At 72.2% G+C, this 16,269-nt stretch carries 15 protein-coding genes; 5 read left to right on the top strand and 10 right to left on the bottom strand.

The annotated features are described in order from the left end of the window. Positions 1-5 precede the first annotated feature (5 nt). The gene (locus MTF69_RS34380) at positions 6-1,295 is read left to right on the top strand and encodes an alpha-L-fucosidase (RefSeq protein WP_243340294.1); all 1,290 of its coding nucleotides are present in this window, start codon (positions 6-8) and stop codon (positions 1,293-1,295) included. Here MTF69_RS34380 and MTF69_RS34385 read toward each other — a convergent pair. The 6 genes from MTF69_RS34385 to MTF69_RS34410 form a co-directional block, all read right to left on the bottom strand. Continuing rightward, positions 1,288-2,352, bottom strand: a complete 1,065-nt coding sequence (locus MTF69_RS34385; RefSeq protein WP_243340295.1) for a hypothetical protein — start codon at positions 2,350-2,352, stop codon at positions 1,288-1,290. The genes MTF69_RS34380 and MTF69_RS34385 overlap by 8 nt on opposite strands. Further along, on the bottom strand, positions 2,349-3,752 hold the full coding sequence (locus MTF69_RS34390) for an MFS transporter (RefSeq protein WP_243340296.1): 1,404 nt from the start codon (positions 3,750-3,752) through the stop codon (positions 2,349-2,351). Before MTF69_RS34390 ends, MTF69_RS34385 begins: the two co-directional genes overlap by 4 nt. Then, positions 3,752-5,101 (bottom strand): discoidin domain-containing protein, encoded by a 1,350-nt coding sequence (locus MTF69_RS34395; protein ID WP_243340297.1) that lies wholly within the window; start codon positions 5,099-5,101, stop codon positions 3,752-3,754. The genes MTF69_RS34390 and MTF69_RS34395 overlap by 1 nt, the downstream gene beginning before the upstream one ends. Before the next feature lie 276 nt (positions 5,102-5,377). Next, the gene (locus tag MTF69_RS34400; RefSeq protein WP_243340298.1) at positions 5,378-6,106 is read right to left on the bottom strand and encodes a hypothetical protein; all 729 of its coding nucleotides are present in this window, start codon (positions 6,104-6,106) and stop codon (positions 5,378-5,380) included. A gap of 128 nt (positions 6,107-6,234) precedes the next feature. Next, the gene (locus MTF69_RS34405; RefSeq protein ID WP_243340299.1) at positions 6,235-6,372 is read right to left on the bottom strand and encodes a hypothetical protein; all 138 of its coding nucleotides are present in this window, start codon (positions 6,370-6,372) and stop codon (positions 6,235-6,237) included. A 100-nt stretch (positions 6,373-6,472) separates the two neighbouring features. Further along, positions 6,473-7,042: a DinB family protein gene (locus MTF69_RS34410; RefSeq protein ID WP_243340300.1), complete on the bottom strand. Its 570-nt coding sequence runs from the start codon at positions 7,040-7,042 to the stop codon at positions 6,473-6,475. Positions 7,043-7,258: 216 nt separating this feature from the next. Between MTF69_RS34410 and rox the strand changes: the two genes are divergently transcribed. After that, positions 7,259-8,683, top strand: a complete 1,425-nt coding sequence (gene rox / locus MTF69_RS34415; RefSeq protein WP_243340390.1) for a rifampin monooxygenase — start codon at positions 7,259-7,261, stop codon at positions 8,681-8,683. A 10-nt stretch (positions 8,684-8,693) separates the two neighbouring features. Here rox and MTF69_RS34420 read toward each other — a convergent pair whose 3' ends face one another. Genes MTF69_RS34420 through MTF69_RS34435 form a run of 4 tightly spaced genes read right to left on the bottom strand, consistent with a single transcriptional unit; the run spans position 8,694 to position 11,987 of the window. Further along, a complete protein-coding gene (locus MTF69_RS34420) occupies positions 8,694-9,554 on the bottom strand; it encodes a hypothetical protein (protein WP_243340301.1) in 861 nt (286 codons plus the stop codon). A gap of 41 nt (positions 9,555-9,595) precedes the next feature. After that, positions 9,596-10,147 (bottom strand): hypothetical protein, encoded by a 552-nt coding sequence (locus tag MTF69_RS34425; RefSeq protein WP_308401488.1) that lies wholly within the window; start codon positions 10,145-10,147, stop codon positions 9,596-9,598. Between the two features lie 5 nt (positions 10,148-10,152). Then, a complete protein-coding gene (locus MTF69_RS34430; RefSeq protein ID WP_243340302.1) occupies positions 10,153-11,448 on the bottom strand; it encodes an MFS transporter in 1,296 nt (431 codons plus the stop codon). Then, entirely contained in the window at positions 11,445-11,987 is a 543-nt protein-coding gene (locus tag MTF69_RS34435) for a transcriptional regulator (RefSeq protein ID WP_243340391.1), read from the bottom strand. Before MTF69_RS34435 ends, MTF69_RS34430 begins: the two co-directional genes overlap by 4 nt. Positions 11,988-12,661: 674 nt before the next feature. On the opposite strand from MTF69_RS34435, the gene MTF69_RS34440 reads away from it, so the two are divergent. From MTF69_RS34440 to MTF69_RS34450, 3 genes are all read left to right on the top strand, one after another. Beyond that, entirely contained in the window at positions 12,662-13,075 is a 414-nt protein-coding gene (locus MTF69_RS34440; protein ID WP_243340303.1) for a VOC family protein, read from the top strand. Between the two features lie 157 nt (positions 13,076-13,232). Continuing rightward, positions 13,233-13,667, top strand: a complete 435-nt coding sequence (locus tag MTF69_RS34445; RefSeq protein WP_243340304.1) for a YdeI/OmpD-associated family protein — start codon at positions 13,233-13,235, stop codon at positions 13,665-13,667. 277 nt (positions 13,668-13,944) lie between these two features. After that, complete coding sequence (locus MTF69_RS34450; protein WP_243340305.1) at positions 13,945-16,185, top strand: MMPL family transporter; 2,241 nt, start codon at positions 13,945-13,947, stop codon at positions 16,183-16,185. Positions 16,186-16,269: the final 84 nt, after the last annotated feature.

Genomic DNA, 16,269 nt, shown 5'->3' on the forward strand with positions numbered 1-16,269 from the left:
CTCCCATGACGCTCGGTCCCTCAACTCCCCCCGCCGGTCCCGCCGAGACCCCCATCCTGCCCACCCCGGGTCAACTCGCCTGGCAGGAAGCCGGATTCGGGATCTTCCTGCACTTCGGCATCAACACCTTCAACGGCGTCGAGTGGAGTGATGGGACCCTGGACCCGGCCACCTTCCGGCCCGCGCAGCTCGACGCGCGCCAGTGGGTGCGTACCGCTGTCGAGGCCGGAGCGAAGTACGTCGTGCTGACCGCCAAGCACCACGACGGCTTCTGCCTGTGGCCGACCGACACCACCGCCTACTCCGTGGCCTCCTCGCCCTGGAAGGACGGAGCGGGCGACGTGGTCGCCGAACTGGCCGAGGCCTGCGGGGAGGCGGGCCTCGGCCTCGGGCTCTACCTCTCGCCCTGGGACCGCAACGCGGACTGCTACGAGCAGCCCGCCGTGTACGACTCCTTCTACCTCCGCCAGCTCACCGAACTCTGCACCCGCTACGGCCCGTTGTGCGAGCTGTGGTTCGACGGCGCGGGCTCCGAGGGGCGTACGTACGACTGGGACGCGGTCATGGCCGTGATCGACCGGCACCAGCCGGACGCCATGGTCTTCAACATGGGCCGCCCCACGATCCGCTGGGCCGGAAACGAGGAGGGGCTCGCCGCCGACCCCTGCCGCTACGTCACGCACTCCACGGGCATCAGCCTGTACGACGACCGGCAGACCGAGCTCGGCTCGGCCGCCTACCTGCCGCCCGAGTGCGATGTCCCCCTGCGCGCCGACTGGTTCTGGCAACCGGGGAACCACGCCACCCTCAAGAGCCGCGAGGAACTGCTGGAGATCTGGTACTCCTCGGTGGGGCTGGGCGCCGGCCTGCTCCTGGGCGTCCCGCCCGACCGGCGCGGACTGGTCGACGAAGCCGACCGGGCCCGGCTCCTCGAGTTCACCGGAGAGCTGGAGCGGCGCCTCGGCGATCCGCACTCCTCGGTCCTCACGGTCACCGCCCGGGGATCCGACCTCGTCGCGGACTTCGGCAGGCCCGTCCGCGTGGACCACGTGGAACTGCGCGAGGACCTCACCCGGGGCCAGCGCGTGGACGGCCACGAGGTCTGGGCGGACGGCCGGCTGATCGCCTCGGGCCGCACGGTGGGGGTCCGGCGTGTCCACCGGGTGGAGCCCCTCACCGTGCGGGAACTGCGGATCCGCCTGTCCGGAGCCGGAGCCGGAGCCGCAGCCGGAGCCGCAGCCGGAGCCCGGCTGGCCGCGGTGACGGCAGCCGGACCGCCGGCCGAGCTCAACTGACCTGCGGCAGGCGTCCGTCGGCCGCGTCCTGCGCTACCGCGACCGGCGACGATCCGCCCGCGACGGACATCCGGGGTGCTCCGGTCCCGTCCGCGGGGACGGTCCAGACGTCGCTCGCGCGCCCGTCCGCGCCCGGCAGGGCGTAGGCGACCGTCCCGTCGTCGGTCCAGGCCGCCTGGTCGTCCACGCCGCGCGTCTCGGCGAGCGGGGTCTCGGCCATCGTCCGCAGGTCGAGGACGTACAGCCGCCAGGGGGCGGCCGGGTCGTCGGACACCTTCTTCTTGAAGGCGACCCGGGTGTTGTCGGGCGACAGGGAGGGGCATTCGACGTTCTCCCGCAGCGCCCTCGCCGACCAGTCGCCCATGTTCCCCTCGACGAGGTACGTACGCCCCTTGGTGGAGACGGTCGCGTAGAAGCGGCTGTCGTCGCGGGCGAAGCTCACGCCCCAGTAGTTGACGTCGGCGGAGTGGTAGCGGACACCGCCGATGGTGAGCGGTATCTCCTCCAAGGACTTCACCAGGTACCCCGTGCGCAGGTCGAGGACGGCGGTCCGGGTGGAGAACCCCGTGGTGGAGTACGAGTCTCCGGTGGCGAACACCGTCCAGGCGAGCATCTGCCCGGACGCGGACACCCGGGCCCGGGTCGGAACCCCCGGCACGGTCGTCCGCCTCACTTCGCGCAGCTGCCGGTCGAGGACGACGGCGTACGTCTTCGGCAGCACCCCCGGCTCGGCGCGCAGGCACAGGGCGGTGCCCCCGGCTGCGTGGAACCGGTCGCAGGCGGGGCCGCCCGTGGTGCGCCCGGCTCCGCCCGCCGTCGCGGACAGGGGCTGGTGCGCCACCCGGCCCGTGGCGGAGTCCCGGAAGTACAGGGCTGGACCGCCGAGCGCGAACGAGGCGTCGGCGACGCCCCGTTGGCCGGCCGGGCGGTGCCCGGCGTGCAGGGCGTACCCGGTGGCGGAGCCCAGGAGGATGACGACCGCGGCGGCCGTGACGGCGGTACGGGCCCGTGCGCCGAGCCGGCGTGGCGGCGCCGGGGTGGTGAGCGGCGTGGTCATGAGGTGCTCCTCTCACGGGTGGGGGATTGCCCCGGCCCCACGGCGGCGGCCGGGTCGGGCGGAACGGCCGGGGCGGGCAGAGCGGCCGAGGTTGCCGGATCGCACGGATCGCACGGATCGCACGGAACGCCCGGGTCGGACGGATCGCCGGGCGCGCCCGGATCGCGCGGCAGCAGTGCCCAGCCGCCCGCCAGCGCGGCGAGCAGTACCGCCGTCGCCCCCCAGAGCGCGGGCCGCGGCCCCCACACCGTCCACGCGGCGCCGAAGCCCGCCGCGGCGAGCATCCGGGCCAGGGCCTGGCCGGTCTGGAGCACGGCCAGCCCGCCCGCTCGGCCCCCGGCGGGCAGTACCGGCCCGGCGAGGGCCATCAGCACGCCGTCGGTGGCCGCGTAGAAGATCCCGAGCAGCGCGAGGACGGCCGCGACGAGGAGCGAGGCCGGCCCGCCGGCCGGAGCGAGCAGGACGAGGTAGGCGCCGAGCAGGGCGAGGTGTCCGTACAGGAACGGCAGTCGGCGGCCGACCCGGTCGGCGATCCGGCCCACCGGGACGGCCAGGAGCAGATAGCCCGCGGCCGCGCCGAGCGGCAGCAGCGGGAACCAGCCGGGGTCCAGGCCCAGTCGGCGCTGGAGCAGGAGGTAGACGAAGGCGTCGCCGATGGTGGCGCCGCCGAGCAGGGCGGCGGCCCAGAGGATCCGCCGGAAGGCGGGGTCGCGCAGCGCCCCGAACGCCTTGCCCCGGGGCGGAGCCTGGCCGGGCGTGGCCGGCGGGCGGTGGTGGCCGGGAACGTAGAGGACCAGGAGCAGCACGCCGAGCAGACCGAAACAGAAGCTGGCGACGAACACCGCGTCGTACGCGCCCGCGGTCGCCCAGAGCAGGGCGAAGGCGGCGAGCGGGCCGAGCAGGGCGCCGGTGGTGTCCATGGCCCGGTGCACGCCGAAGGACCGGCCGAGTTCGCCGGGCGGGCTGTTGAGGGTGATCAGTGCGTCGCGGGGCGCCGTACGGATGCCCTTGCCGACCCGGTCGGCGGCCAGGGCCGCCGCTATCCCGCCGGTGGCGCCGCCCGCGAGGAGCAGGCCGAGCCGGGAGCAGGCCGAGACGGCGTAGCCGATCCCCGCGACGTGCTTGTAGCGGTGGCCGCGGTCGGCGAGGTGGCCGCCGAGCAGCCGTACGATCGCGCCGGCTCCGCTCATCAGCCCGTCGAGAAAGCCGAATTGGAGGGGGGAGAGGCCGAGCCCGAGGACGAGGTAGAGCGGCAGCACCGCGCTGACCATCTCGGAGGAGACATCGGTGACGAGGCTGACCGTACCGAGCGCCAGGACGGCGGCGGGGACGCGCCGGCCCGCCCCCGTGGTGGGGGGCGGGGCCGGAGCGGCCCGGCGGCCTGTGGTGGCCAGGTACATCAGTGGCAGGTGTACTTCGGGCTGGTGTCCTTGGTCGTCCCGTCGGTGGCGACGTAGCTCCAGCTGTAGCCGGAATCGGTGAAGTCCAGCTTCAGGACTCCGTAGGTACCGCTGATCCGCTTCTGGCTGTTGGGCTGGACGTCCTCGATGTCGTACGGGTCGGCGCCGCCCATGCCGCCGATGATTTCGGTGATCCCGTCGGCGGTGGCGTTCCCGTTCGGGTCCTGCGGGGCGAACCGCTCGTAGTGGTGGTCGTGGCCGCCCAGCACGAGGTCGGCCTTGGCGCCGTACAGGATGTTCCAGACGGGCTTGCTCACCGGGTCGTTGCCGTGCCCGCCGGAGGAGTACAGCGGGTGGTGCCAGTAGGCGGCGATGCAGCCCTTGGTGTTCGCGGCGAGGTCGGCCTTGAGCCAGTCGATCTGGGCTTTCTGGTCGAAGGAGTTGGAGTCGAGGGCGATGAAGTGCCAGTTGCCCTCGTTGAAGCTGTAGTAGCTCTTGCCCTGGGGGTAGGCGACGGCCCCGAAGTAGGCCTTGTAACCGGTGAGCGGTCCGGCCGGGTCGTAGGTCTCGTGGTTGCCCGGCACCGGGCGGGTCTTGTCCTTGAACGCGCCCCAGGAGGTGTCGTAGTAGTTCCGGTAGTCCGAGAGCCGGGCGTCGTCGTACTGGTTGTCGCCCATCGTCAGATAGAACTTCGGGTTGATCTTCTGGGCCTGCGCGGCGGTCTTGGGGTGGGCGCAGGAGCTGTCCGAGGCGGTGCACTGGGCGGCGATGTCACCGGCGGCGACCACGGTGAAGGCGCCGGTCGGCGGGGGAGTCCCCCCGTCGAGGGTGCCGTACACCTCGACCTCGTACAGGGAGTACCCGTAGGAGGTGCCGCGGGCGGTTCCGTACACGCGCAGGTAGCGGCCGTTGCCGGAGAGGCCGGTCCAGTCGTCGGTGCCGCCGTTCCCGGCCGTCTCGTTGGCGAGCCGGGTCCAGGTGGTGCCGTCGGCCGAGATCTCGACGCGGTACGTCTTGGCGTACGCGGCCTCCCAACGCAGCGCCACACGCGTGACGTTGGCGTTCGCGCCGAGGTCGACGCGGATCCACTGCGGGTCCTTGCCCTCGAGGCTGGCCCACCGGGTGGTGGAGCTGCCGTCGAAGGCGTTCTGCGGACCGAAGCTCGAACTCTCCACGGAGGACGCCGTGGCGGTCTTGCCGCGCGAGATGAGGGGGTCGGCGGCGGCGCCGGCCCGTTCGGGATAGGCGAGCAACAGGCCGCCTACGAGGAGGAGTACGGCGGTGATGACCACACCGATCGTGCGGGGCGATGTGTGAACATGAGGCGTGCTTGGGGTGTTCAGGCGCATTCCTGACTCCCTGGCCTGGTGGGTGGCGAGAGCTGGCACCGGTACGAGACCCCGTGTCCCTGCCCGGGTGCGGGCAGGGACGGGCGCGGTCACAGCGGCCGGGTCAGAGCTCTCGCTGAGCGCGTCATGCCCACGGGAACGGGCACCGCGCCGAGCCGCCGAAGCGGGATGCTAGCAAACAGGAAACTTTCCTACCAGTCATTCGCGGGCAGGAGCTTCAGGAGCCTTCAGGAGCCCTCAGGAGCCTTCAGGAGCTACGGGAGCCGGCAGGAGCGTTCAGGAGATCGCGTACCACTGGCTGGCCCAGCCGGTGTTGATCGTGCTGGTGGACTGCTCGGCCAGGTTCACGCTGACCGGGAGCGAGGTCTGACCGGTCAGGACGGTGCTGTAGCGCAGGCTCGGCGGGTTCAGACCCGCGTTCACCGAGATCCCGGCGCCCGTGGCCTTGAGGGTGAGGGCGTTCGTGGCCCAGTTGCCGTTGAGGAGGAGGGCGACGAAGTACGTGCCGGGGGCGGCGGCGAACGGCTTGGCGAGGGGGAACGGCTTGGCTATCGCGTCGGTCATCAGCTGGGGGGAGACGTCCGCGGTGGACGCGACCAGCGTGCCCTTGGCGTCGTACACGCCGAGGTAGCAGTTGGACAGTTGGGCGTTCGGGTCGATGCCGGCCAGCCCCAGCCAGATGTTGGACCAGGTGAGCTGCTCGCGCAGCACCATGCGGACCAGGGTGACCCGTCCGCCGACCCCGGCCGCGGACTGGGCGGTGACGTGCCCCGCGTCGTTCGGATCCCCGGTCCAGGCCAGCAGGTTCTGGTCCTGCGGCCGGGGGTCCTCGTACCCGGCGCCACCGGGCACCGGTGCGGGGGAGGCTGCTGCCGGCGGGGAAGTGCCGGCTGCCCCCTTCCCGGCCGTGTTCCCGCCACGGGACGCCGAGCAGCCGGACAGGACGAGGGCCGCCGCGAGCACGGCGGCGAGGCCGGCCGAGGCGGTGGTGGTACGGGTGCGCATGGTCCCCCCATGAGGTGCTGATGTACGGAGGAAGCCATGGTCACACGGGTTCGCCCGCTCCCGCGCGCGCCCCTTCCGCTCCCTCCGGGCCCTCCCCGGCCTCCCTCAGAGGACCAGGAGGACCAGGATCAGCACGGCGGGCGGAAGGGCCCGCCGATCATCATCGAGAGCAGCAGGGTGCTGAGGAGCAGGTTGACCGCCCCGACCACGACAGCAGCGGGGTTGTCGCCCCGGCGCGCTCGTCTCGACAGCCGTATGACGTTCATGGGGCGAAAGCCTAGCCAGGGACCCGCGACCCGCTCCCGGCCAGGCAGCTCCCGGCCCAGCTGCTCCCGACCAGGCAGCTCCCGCCCCGGCCGCCCCTGGTCACTGGCCCACCCTCCCGTCGACGCATTCGCGCAGCAGGTCGGCGTGCCCGCAGTGACGCGCGTACTCCTCGATCCGGTGCACCATCAGCTCCCGCACCGCGATCCGGTCCTTCCCCAGCCGCTCGCCCAGATCCTGATGCGCGGCCAGCGCGGCGTCGGTCGCGGCCTGCTCGCGCTCCAGATCGGCGTACGCGCCGTCGACGGCGGCCTGCTCGGCGACGGCTCCGTCGAAGTCCCCGTCGCGCACGCCGTACAGCTTCGGCAGCGGATCGCCGTCGGTGATCCAGTTCTGCCAGTCCCGCTCCACCTCGGCGAGGTGCCGCACCAGGCCGAGCAACGACATCGTCGACGGCGGGACCGACCGCCGGGCCAGCTGTTCCGGATCCAGGCCCTCGCACTTCATCCGCAGGGTCAGGCGGTAGTCCGAGAGGAACTCGTGCAAGGTCGCGAGCTCGCCCTCCGGACCGTTCTCTCCGCTGGTACGGGGGTCGTCGTCCGGGTCCGCCCACATGTCGGGGTAGACGGTCGCCAGGGTCCATCGCTCGCCTTGATCACTCATGCGGTCCATGCTCGCCGTGAGGGGCCGGTCTCGCCAGCGGATTTCCCCCCGGAACGCAGAATGGCAAGGAGGTGTTTTCACTCCTTGCCACTCTCAACTTATAGCGCACCGGGGGGCTTGCGGCAAGGCCCCGGTGCTGACGCAGAATCACTGGCCCAAGGCGGAACCTGCGGAAAAGGTGATTGCGTGATGACCGAAGTACCCCACACGACCGACGTCACCGACGTGACGGACGTGACCGTTGTCGGCGGTGGACCGACGGGTCTGATGCTGGCTGCCGAGTTGCGCCTGCACGGCGTCCGCGTGGTCGTGGTGGAGAAGCTGACCGAGCCGACCGGAGAGTCCCGCGGCCAGGGCCTGCACACGCGCAGCGTCGAGCTGATGGACCAGCGCGGCCTGCTGGACCGATTCCTCGCCGTCAGCGAGAAGTTCCAGGTCGGCGGCCTGTTCGGCGGCATCATGAAGCCGTGGCCGGACCAGCTGGACACGGAGCACCCGTACGGCCTCGCCATCCCGCAGCCGGTCACCGAGCGGCTGCTCGGCGAGCACGCACTCGAAGTCGGTACCGAAATCCGGCGCGGCTGCGAAGCGGTCGGCCTGAGCCAGGACGAGGACGGGGTGACCGTCGAGCTGGCGGACGGCACGCACCTGCGCTCGCGCTACCTCGTCGGATGCGACGGCGGCCGCAGCGCGGTGCGCAAACTCCTCGGCGTCGGCTTCCCCGGCGAACCCGCCACGGTCGAGACCCTGTTGGGCGACATGGAGGTGACCGCCGATCCGGAGACCATCGCCGCCGCCGTCGCGGAGGTCCGCAAGACCCAGCTGCGCTTCGGCGTCAGCGCGGGCGAGAACGGTTCGTGCCGCATCGTCGTACCCGCCGACGGCGTGGCCGAGGACCGTACCGCGCCGACCCTGGAGGAGTTCAAGCAGCAGCTACGGGCCTTCGCGGGCACCGACTTCGGCGTGCACTCGCCGCGCTGGATGTCCCGCTTCGGCGACGCCACCCGACAGGCCGAGCGCTACCGGGTCGGCCGCGTGATGCTGGCCGGCGACGCGGCACACATCCACCCGCCGACCGGCGGACAGGGGCTGAACCTCGGCGTCCAGGACGCCTTCAACCTCGGCTGGAAGCTCGCCGCCGCGGTCAACGGCTGGGCCCCGCAGGACCTCCTCGACAGCTACCACGCCGAGCGCCACCCGGTGGGCGCCGCCGTACTGGACAACACCCGCGCCCAGATCACGCTGCTCGGGACCGACGCGGGTCCCACCGCGCTGCGGGAGCTGTTCGCGAAGCTGATGGACTTCGAGGAGGTGAACCGGTACGTGACGGGGATGATCACCGCGGTCGAGGTCCGCTACGACTTCGGCGAGGGCCACGAACTGCTCGGCCGCAGGCTGCGGGACGTGGAGCTGAAGCGCGGACGCCTCTACGAGCTGATGCACACCGGCCGCGGACTCCTGCTCGACCAGACCGGCCGGCTCTCGGCCGCCGGGTGGGCCGACCGGATCGATCACGTCGTCGACGTCAGTGAGGAACTGGACGTGCCCGCCGTACTGCTGCGCCCCGACGGCCACGTGGCATGGGTCGGCGAAGACCAGCACGACCTCGAAGCCCACCTGCCGAAGTGGTTCGGCGCCGCCTCTGCCTGACCGCGCGTCCCTACCGGTACTGGTTCCTGTACTCCTCGCCCGTCGGGCCGAAGTCCATGAAGGGGGTGACGAAGAACATGGCGAGGAGGATCAGGCCGGCGATGCCCGCGCTCACGGGGAGGATCCCCGCAGTCCACCGCCCCGCGCCGTCGGCGCGAACGGCCTTGCGGGGGTCACGCGGGTCGTAGCTGACCTCGACGCTCACGCGGCCGCTCGAGTCGAGGTACTTCCACACGTTCCCGTCCAGGTCCGAGTACAGGTAGAGCCACGGCTGAGCGGAGTCGCGGGCGTGATCGGCCGTCACCGTGATGCCGTGCCGGGGGAGGCGCCAGGGCCTGAGGCCCTCCGGGGCCAGCACGACGGCCGCGATCACGAGCGGGAAGCCGGTACCACCGAAGAGGACGATGCCGACGATGTTGACGGGTTCCCCGAAGAACCCGACGAGCACGCTCATCGCGACGATCACGAGGGCGGAGCCCGCCGAGAGCCACTTGACCTTCCGGTGCAACGCCTCCCGCGGGGTCCTGGTCTCCGGCTCGCTCTCGGCGGTGCGGGTGGTGACGAGGGTGGAGCCGTCGACCACGACGGAACCGGCGGCGTCGGCCGGCGCAAGCGCGGCGTTCACCGCCCGGGCGAAGGCGGTGGCGGCGGCCTCGCTGACGTCCTCGACCCGGAGGACGGTCGGCGCGATCGCGGCGGGTGCGGTGAGCCTGACCTCGACGGCCCGCCCCTCCGCGTGGACGCCCGCGATCGCGGCGAAGGGGATGCGGTGCTCCAGGGGCGCCCGGCGCAGGACCAACTCCCGTCCGGTGACACGGAGATCGGTTCCCTTCCTGCCGTGGAGGATGGGGAGGGAAGGTGCGATCGACATGGCCGGATTCTATGCACGCGCCCCACACCCCCGGCGGGCGGCTAGGCGATCGGGCCGAGGTCTCCTTCGAGCACGGTCCGGATGATCCGAGGGCGGTCCCAGAGGGCCAGCAGTTCGTTGGCGATGGCGGCGACGGACAGCGGATCCTGGTCGCCGTGCACCACGATGGCGGCCGCCGAGAGGCTGCGGGGGACGGCTCCGGCATCGAGGAGGACCCGCCATTCCAGGGGGCCGACTTCGAGGAACTCCAGTCGGGTCAGCCCGGCGACCTCCGTGGGGTCGGCGAGCGTGCCGGGGTAGGCGGAAAGGGTCCGCAGGCGGGGCAGCCCGGTCAAGGGCGCAAGGCTGAACGGCGGGCCGTTCCACGAGCCGATGGACACGGCCTCCAGGCCGGGGTGGACGGCGGCCTCGAGACTCCGCAGGCTCGACGCGTTGACCCAGGCCACGGCCGCCGGCGGCCGCTGACCCCCCTCATTGCCTGGTTCCGTACCAGGCTCCGTACCGGTCCGGTCCAGGACCAGGTCGGTGAGGGAGTCGGCGACGAGGCCGGCGCCGATACTCTCCTCGTGGGAGAGGTACGACGACAGCAGCAAGACGCTCAGCCGCTGGAGGGAAGCAGCCTCGTAGCGGGCTCCCCGGATTCCGGGTGCTCCGGATCATCGGCCGGGGCGGCGGCCCGCAGCGCCGCCTCGACCTGGCGGTTGCTGGTCATGGTCGACGTGACGGCGGTCATGGTGAGGAGAAGGCCGGCGGCGGCGTAGAGCGGGGTGCGGACGTCGTAGGCGGTGGCCAGCCAGCCGCCGAGCAGGGCACCGAACGGGGCGGCGCACATGGCGAGCATGCGGGAGGTGGAGGCGACCCGGCCCATCAAGTGGGCGGGGACGACCGCCTGTCGGAGGGAGGGGGCGAGCACCATCGTGGCGCCCATGCCCGCTCCGCAGACGGCGAGCGCGAGGCCGGCGACGTACGGGTTCGGGGCGACGGCAAGGCCCAGGATGGCGAGTCCCTCGACGGCGGCCGTGCAGGTGAGCGCGGTGCCGGTGCCGAGTCGTCGGCCGAGGAAGGAGGCGATGCCCGCGCCGAGCAGACCGCCGGTGGCCTCCGCCGTGAGGAGCAGGCCGAAGCCGAAGGCGCCGATGCCGAGACGATCGTGCGCGAAGAGGGCGAGTACGGTCTCCACGGCGAGGAAGGCGATGTTCCCGACCGCCGGACGCAGTGCGAGCCCGAGCAGCAACTGATCCCGGAACACGTACGATGCGCCGGCCCGCGCCTGCCGCAGCAGCGACTCGCGGGCCTGCGGTACGGGCCGGGGTACGGCGGGCAACGACCGTACGAGCAGTGCGGAGAGCGCGAACGACACCGCGTCGGCGAGCAGCGGAACCGCCCGCCCGAGCGCGAGCAGGGCGCTGCCCGCAGGTGGCCCCGCGAAGCCGGACGCCGCGGTCTGGGCGCTGCGCAGGCGGGAGTTGGCGCGCTCCAGGAGCGCGGGGTCGCGGCCGAGCAGATCCGGCAGATAGGCCGTGGCGGCCGTGTCGAAGAAGAGCCCGCCGAGGCCGAGCAGGAAGGCGACGGCCGCGAGCAGCGGAATGCTCAGCACGTCGAGCGCGGCCGCTGCCGCCGGTATCACGAGCAGCACCGCACGCGCCGCGTCCACGACCCACATCGTGCGCCGACGGTCCCAGCGGTCCACCAGCGCACCGCCGAGCACCCCGAAGAGCAGCCACGGCAGCGTTCCGACGGCCGTGACGACGGCGAGCGCCATCGGATCCCGCGTCAACGTCAGCGCGAGCAGGGGCAGTGCGGCATGCGACACCCCGTCACCGAGGGAGGACACCGTCTGCGCGGTCCACAGCCGTCCGAACCCGGTCGGCAACTTCGGTACGTCTGACGTCACTTGGCGTCCCCTTCGGCCTGCTCGCGGCGCGGTGCCGGGTGGAACAGTGCGAAGACGAGTGACGCGTCCGGCAGTGACGGATCGGACAGCTTGCGGTACTCCTCCGCCAGCGCCTGCAGCCGCGCCCCCAGCTCCGCGAACTGCTCGTCGGTGAGCCGCAGATGCGCCATCCCCACGTGCCGCTCGCGGTCCACCGGCGCTGCCTCCAGGTCCGCCACCGCATGCCGCATCAGCACATCCGGCCCTCCCTCGCCCGGATCCGGCAGCACGATCGCCCGCGCGGCCATGGCGTAGTACCGCTCGGTAACCCCCCGGACCTTCCGCGTCCGTACCACCTTCACCAGGCCGGCCCGCTCCAGCAGCCGTACGTGGTAGCTGGAACTCCCCTTGGCGAGGCCCACTCGCTCGGCGATCTGCGTGATCGTCGCGGGCTCGAAGCGGAGCACGGCCATGATGCGGTGACGCGTGAGATTGGAAACGGCACGCAGTTGCTCGTCCGTGGTGACGTGGAACGTCTCGGGAAGATCATCGGTAGGCATGGCCCCAATGGTCAACACTTCTTGACCATTGGGCAAGGGTTTTCTCCCGGCGGCCTCGGTGGGCAGGTGCCGGTGGTCCGGCCAGACGAGGTCGACGGTCGCGACCCGGACCAGGAACGCGGCGGCCTCGTGCGTTTCCACCGGTTCCAGTGCGGCGCAGATCTCAGGGGCGGAAGGCGGGGCGTACCCGGGCAGGAAGCGCCGCCAGGCCCCGTCCACCGCGACCTCGGCCAGCAGTGTGCGGATCCGGTCCGCCAGCTCCGGCAGGTCGGGGTCCGGCTCGGCGAACCGTCCGGCCGCCACGTACACCCGCGCCGGAACGAAAGGCCGGCGTCAAGTCTGCGTTGCCCCTGGAGGGCTGCTGACGGGGCATCGGGTGCACCGTCGCGGGAAGCGGAGGCGCTCCGCGTGGCATGCGCGTGAACGTCCGGTGTGGATCCGGATCGATCAGGAATCGAGAAGCGCGTTCACGGAGCCGCCCCTAGGCTACTCATCATGGGCTTCGCCAGTCACACGGTTTCCCTTCCGCACGACCCGGACGCGTCACTCGCCCCGACGCGGTCCCGACTCCCGGCCCCTTCCTACCGATTGACCGGCGAACACACGCCGATGCGACATCCGGGCCCTGGCCCGCATGTCCGGCACGCATACATCCACAGTGCAAGGAGTACGGCATGAAAGCGCACGTCAGCTCGATCCTTCTTGGTGTCCGGGATATGGACCGGGCCAAGCAGTTCTACACCGAGGGGCTCGGCTGGAAGGTCGAGAACGACTTCGGCATCTCGGTGTTCTTCGCCTCGGACGGCGCCTCGCCCGTCGGCTTCTACAGCCGCGAAGGCCTGGCCGACCAGGTGGGCACGGACCAGGAAGGCAGCGGCTTCAGCGGGCTGGTTCTGACCTACGTCGTCCGCAGTGAGGCGCGGGTCGACGAGATCATGGCGGAGGCCCAGGAGGCCGGCGCCAAGGTCCTCAAGCCCGCCGGCGCCCTGCCGTGGGGCGGGTACGGCGGCACTTTCGCCGACCCGGAGGGCTACATCTGGAGTCTCGGTTACAGTGCCCAGGGAACCGACCAGCCCTACGCCGAGTAGCCGCGATCCTCGTCTCACAGCCGTCCGGGACGGCGGGCGCGGGGAGCGTGCCGCTGCCGGCCCGGACGGCTGTGAGACGCGTGCGGGAAGCGGGAGCGGCGAGCGGAGCCGGGCGGGCGGGATCCGCGGGGAACGGCAGAACGAACAGGAGAAGATCTTGAAGTTTCAGTCCGTCGTCGAGCCACCTGAGCCCATGCGGGGGCTGCTGGTTCCGCCCGAGGTGGTGGCAGCGCTCGGTGAGGGCTCGCGGCCGCCGGTGACGATCACGATCAACGGGCATTCCTGGAGGAGCCGGGTCGCCTTCCTGCGCGGCCGCCACTTGATCGGCCTCAGCCATGCCAACCGGCGGGCCTCGGAAGTCGAGATCGGCGAAGAGATCGAGGTCGAGCTGGAGCTCGACACCGAGCCGCGCGTCGCCGTCGAGCCCGCGGACTTCGCCCAGGCCCTGGACGACGACCCGGCCGCCCGCGCCGCCTACGACACCCTCACGGACAGCCGCAAGCGCGAGCACGTGCGCGCCATCGAGAGCGCGAAGATGCCCGAGACGCGCCAACGGCGCATCGAGAAGGCCATCGCCACCCTGCGGGGCTGACCCCCGAAGGCAATGGGCCCGTGGTCCACGGGGGAGTACGCGCCGCGCCGGTGCGCCCTGCCCCTGTGGGCCCGGATCCGCCGCACGGCGCAGAACCCCACCCGGGACGTGGAGGGGAACAGCGACCGTGACGTGACGGTGACGGTGACGGCGTACGGGGGACTCCTGTCAAGTAACGAATAACCGGGGCTACGGCCCCGTCCCCGACCGGGGCACGGTGGAGATCCATCGTCCTGCACCAGAGCAGGACGATCCGCCACCCGGATCGGAGACCCCGATGTCCCGTCGCGCAGGCGTCTTCGTGACCCGCCGTCCCGGACTCGTCCTCTTCGCCGCCCTCGTGTTCCTCGCGCTGTCCGTCGTGTTCGGCGCGGAGGCCACCGGCCGGCTGAAGACGCAGGGGTACGACGATCCCCGCTCCCAGTCCAGCCGCGCCGCCCTCGTGGCCGCCGAGCACCTGGGGGCCTCCCCCAACCTGGTCGTCGTCGCGCAGGCCCGCGACGGTTCCGTCGACGGCCCGGCGGCCCGGAGCGAGGGCGAGGAGCTGACCCGCCGGCTCGCCGCCCAGCCGCACGTGAGCGCCGTGACCTCGTACTGGACCGGCGGCGCGGCGGAGCTGCGCAGCCGGACCGGCCAGGCGGCCATGCTGGTCGCGCACGTGGACGGGGACGGCGAACAGCTCGGTGCGCGGGTCGAGCGGCTGAGCGAGGAGCTGACCGCCCCCAGTGCCCAGGGCGCTCCCGGCGCGGCCCTGACCGTGCACGTGGGAGGGCCGGCGCTCACCGACGCCGAGCTCCAGGACATCGCGGAGTCCGACCTGAAGCGGGCCGAGGCCGTCGTGCTGCCGGGCACCCTGATCCTGCTGGTCCTGGCGTTCGGCAGCGTCGTGGCCGCCGCGCTGCCGCTGCTGATAGGCGTCCTCGCCATCGCCGGGACCCTGCTGGTCCTGAGCGTCCTCGGCTCCGTCACCGACGTGTCCGTGTTCGCGCTGAACCTCACCACGGCGCTCGGCCTGGGGCTGGGCATCGACTACGGGCTGCTGATCGTCTCGCGGTTCCGCGAGGAGCTCGCCGCCGGGTACCTCCCGCGGACGGCCGCCATCCGGACCGTGCGCACCGCCGGCCACACGATCGCCTTCAGTGCCGCGACGGTCTCCGCCGCGCTCGCGACGCTGCTGGTGTTCCCGCCGTACTTCCTGCGCTCCTTCGCCTACGCGGGCATCGCCGTGGTGGCCATCGCCGCCGTGAGCGCCATGACCGTCCTGCCCGCTCTGCTCGCGCTGCTCGGCAAGCGCGTGAACGCCTGGCCCGTGCCGTGGCGCCGCCGGGCCCGTACGGGCTCCGGATCGCGCTTCTGGGAAGGGCTGGCGCGGATCGTCGTACGCCGCCCGCTGCTCGCGGCGCTGCCGGTGATCGGCCTGCTGGTGGTCCTCGCCGCGCCGTTCGCGCACGCCGGTTTCGCCACCCCCGACGACCGGGCGCTGCCGACGAGCGCAGCCAGCCGGCAGACGGGCGACCTGGTGCGCGACGCGTTCGACATGAAGGGTGCCGACGCGCTCACCGTCTCCGTGACGGGCACGGCGCCCCGGTCGGCGCGGGAAGACTACGTCCGCAGGCTCTCCGCGCTTCCCCAGGTCGCCCAGGTTTCCGTCGTTGCCCAGGTTTCCCCGGTCTCCGGCTCCGGCTCCGGGGGCGACGGTCCGGCCCAGCTCTCCGTGGTGCCGCGGGTCGACCCCCGTTCACGGGCGGCCCAGCAGCTCGTGCACGACGTCCGCGACGTCCCCGCCCCGGCGGGCTCAGAAGTCCTGGTCGGCGGGCCGACCGCGGTACTGGTCGACGCCAAGGACACGGTGGCGGACCGGATTCCGCTGGCGCTCGCCCTGATCACCGTCACCACGTTCGTGCTGCTCTTCGGCTTCACGCGCAGCATCCTCCTGCCGCTCAAGGCCATCGCGCTGAACGCCCTGAGCCTGACGGCCGTCCTGGGAGCGATGGTGTGGATCTTCCAGACGGGCCATCTGAGCGGCCTGCTCGGTTTCACGCCCGGACCGCTCAGCACGACCATGCCGGTGCTGCTGTTCTGCATCCTCTTCGGACTCTCGGTGGACTACGAGGTGTTCGTCCTGGCCCGGATCAAGGAGGCGCGCGACGCCGGGGAGGGCAACACCGACTCGATCGTCACGGGCATCGCCCGGACGGGAGGCATCGTCACCACGGCCGGCGCCCTGCTCGCGTTCACCCTCTTGAGCTTCGGTACCTCCCAGGTCTCCCTCCTGCAGTTCTTCGGCATCGGCGCGGGTCTGGGCGTCCTCCTCGACGCCACGCTCGTCCGGGGCGTCCTCGTACCGGCGCTCATGCGCATGGCGGGCGGCCTGAACTGGTGGGCACCGAAGGCGCTGAGACCCAAGGTGCCGCAGCCGGCGCCCCGGCCGCCACCGGCCACCGCGAGACGGTGCGCCCCGGGCCGCTGCTCCCCGAGCCGCACCGTCGTCCGTACCCACGCCCACGCGCGCCGCTGACCACCGGGCGCTTTCCCCTCTCCCATCCGGTCCAGCCCCGCTCCGTTCCGACCCTCCAGCCCCGCCCAGTCCCGGCCGCCGTCC

The sequence above is a fragment of the Streptomyces sp. AP-93 genome, from assembly GCF_022808175.1.
GTDB lineage: Bacteria > Actinomycetota > Actinomycetes > Streptomycetales > Streptomycetaceae > Streptomyces.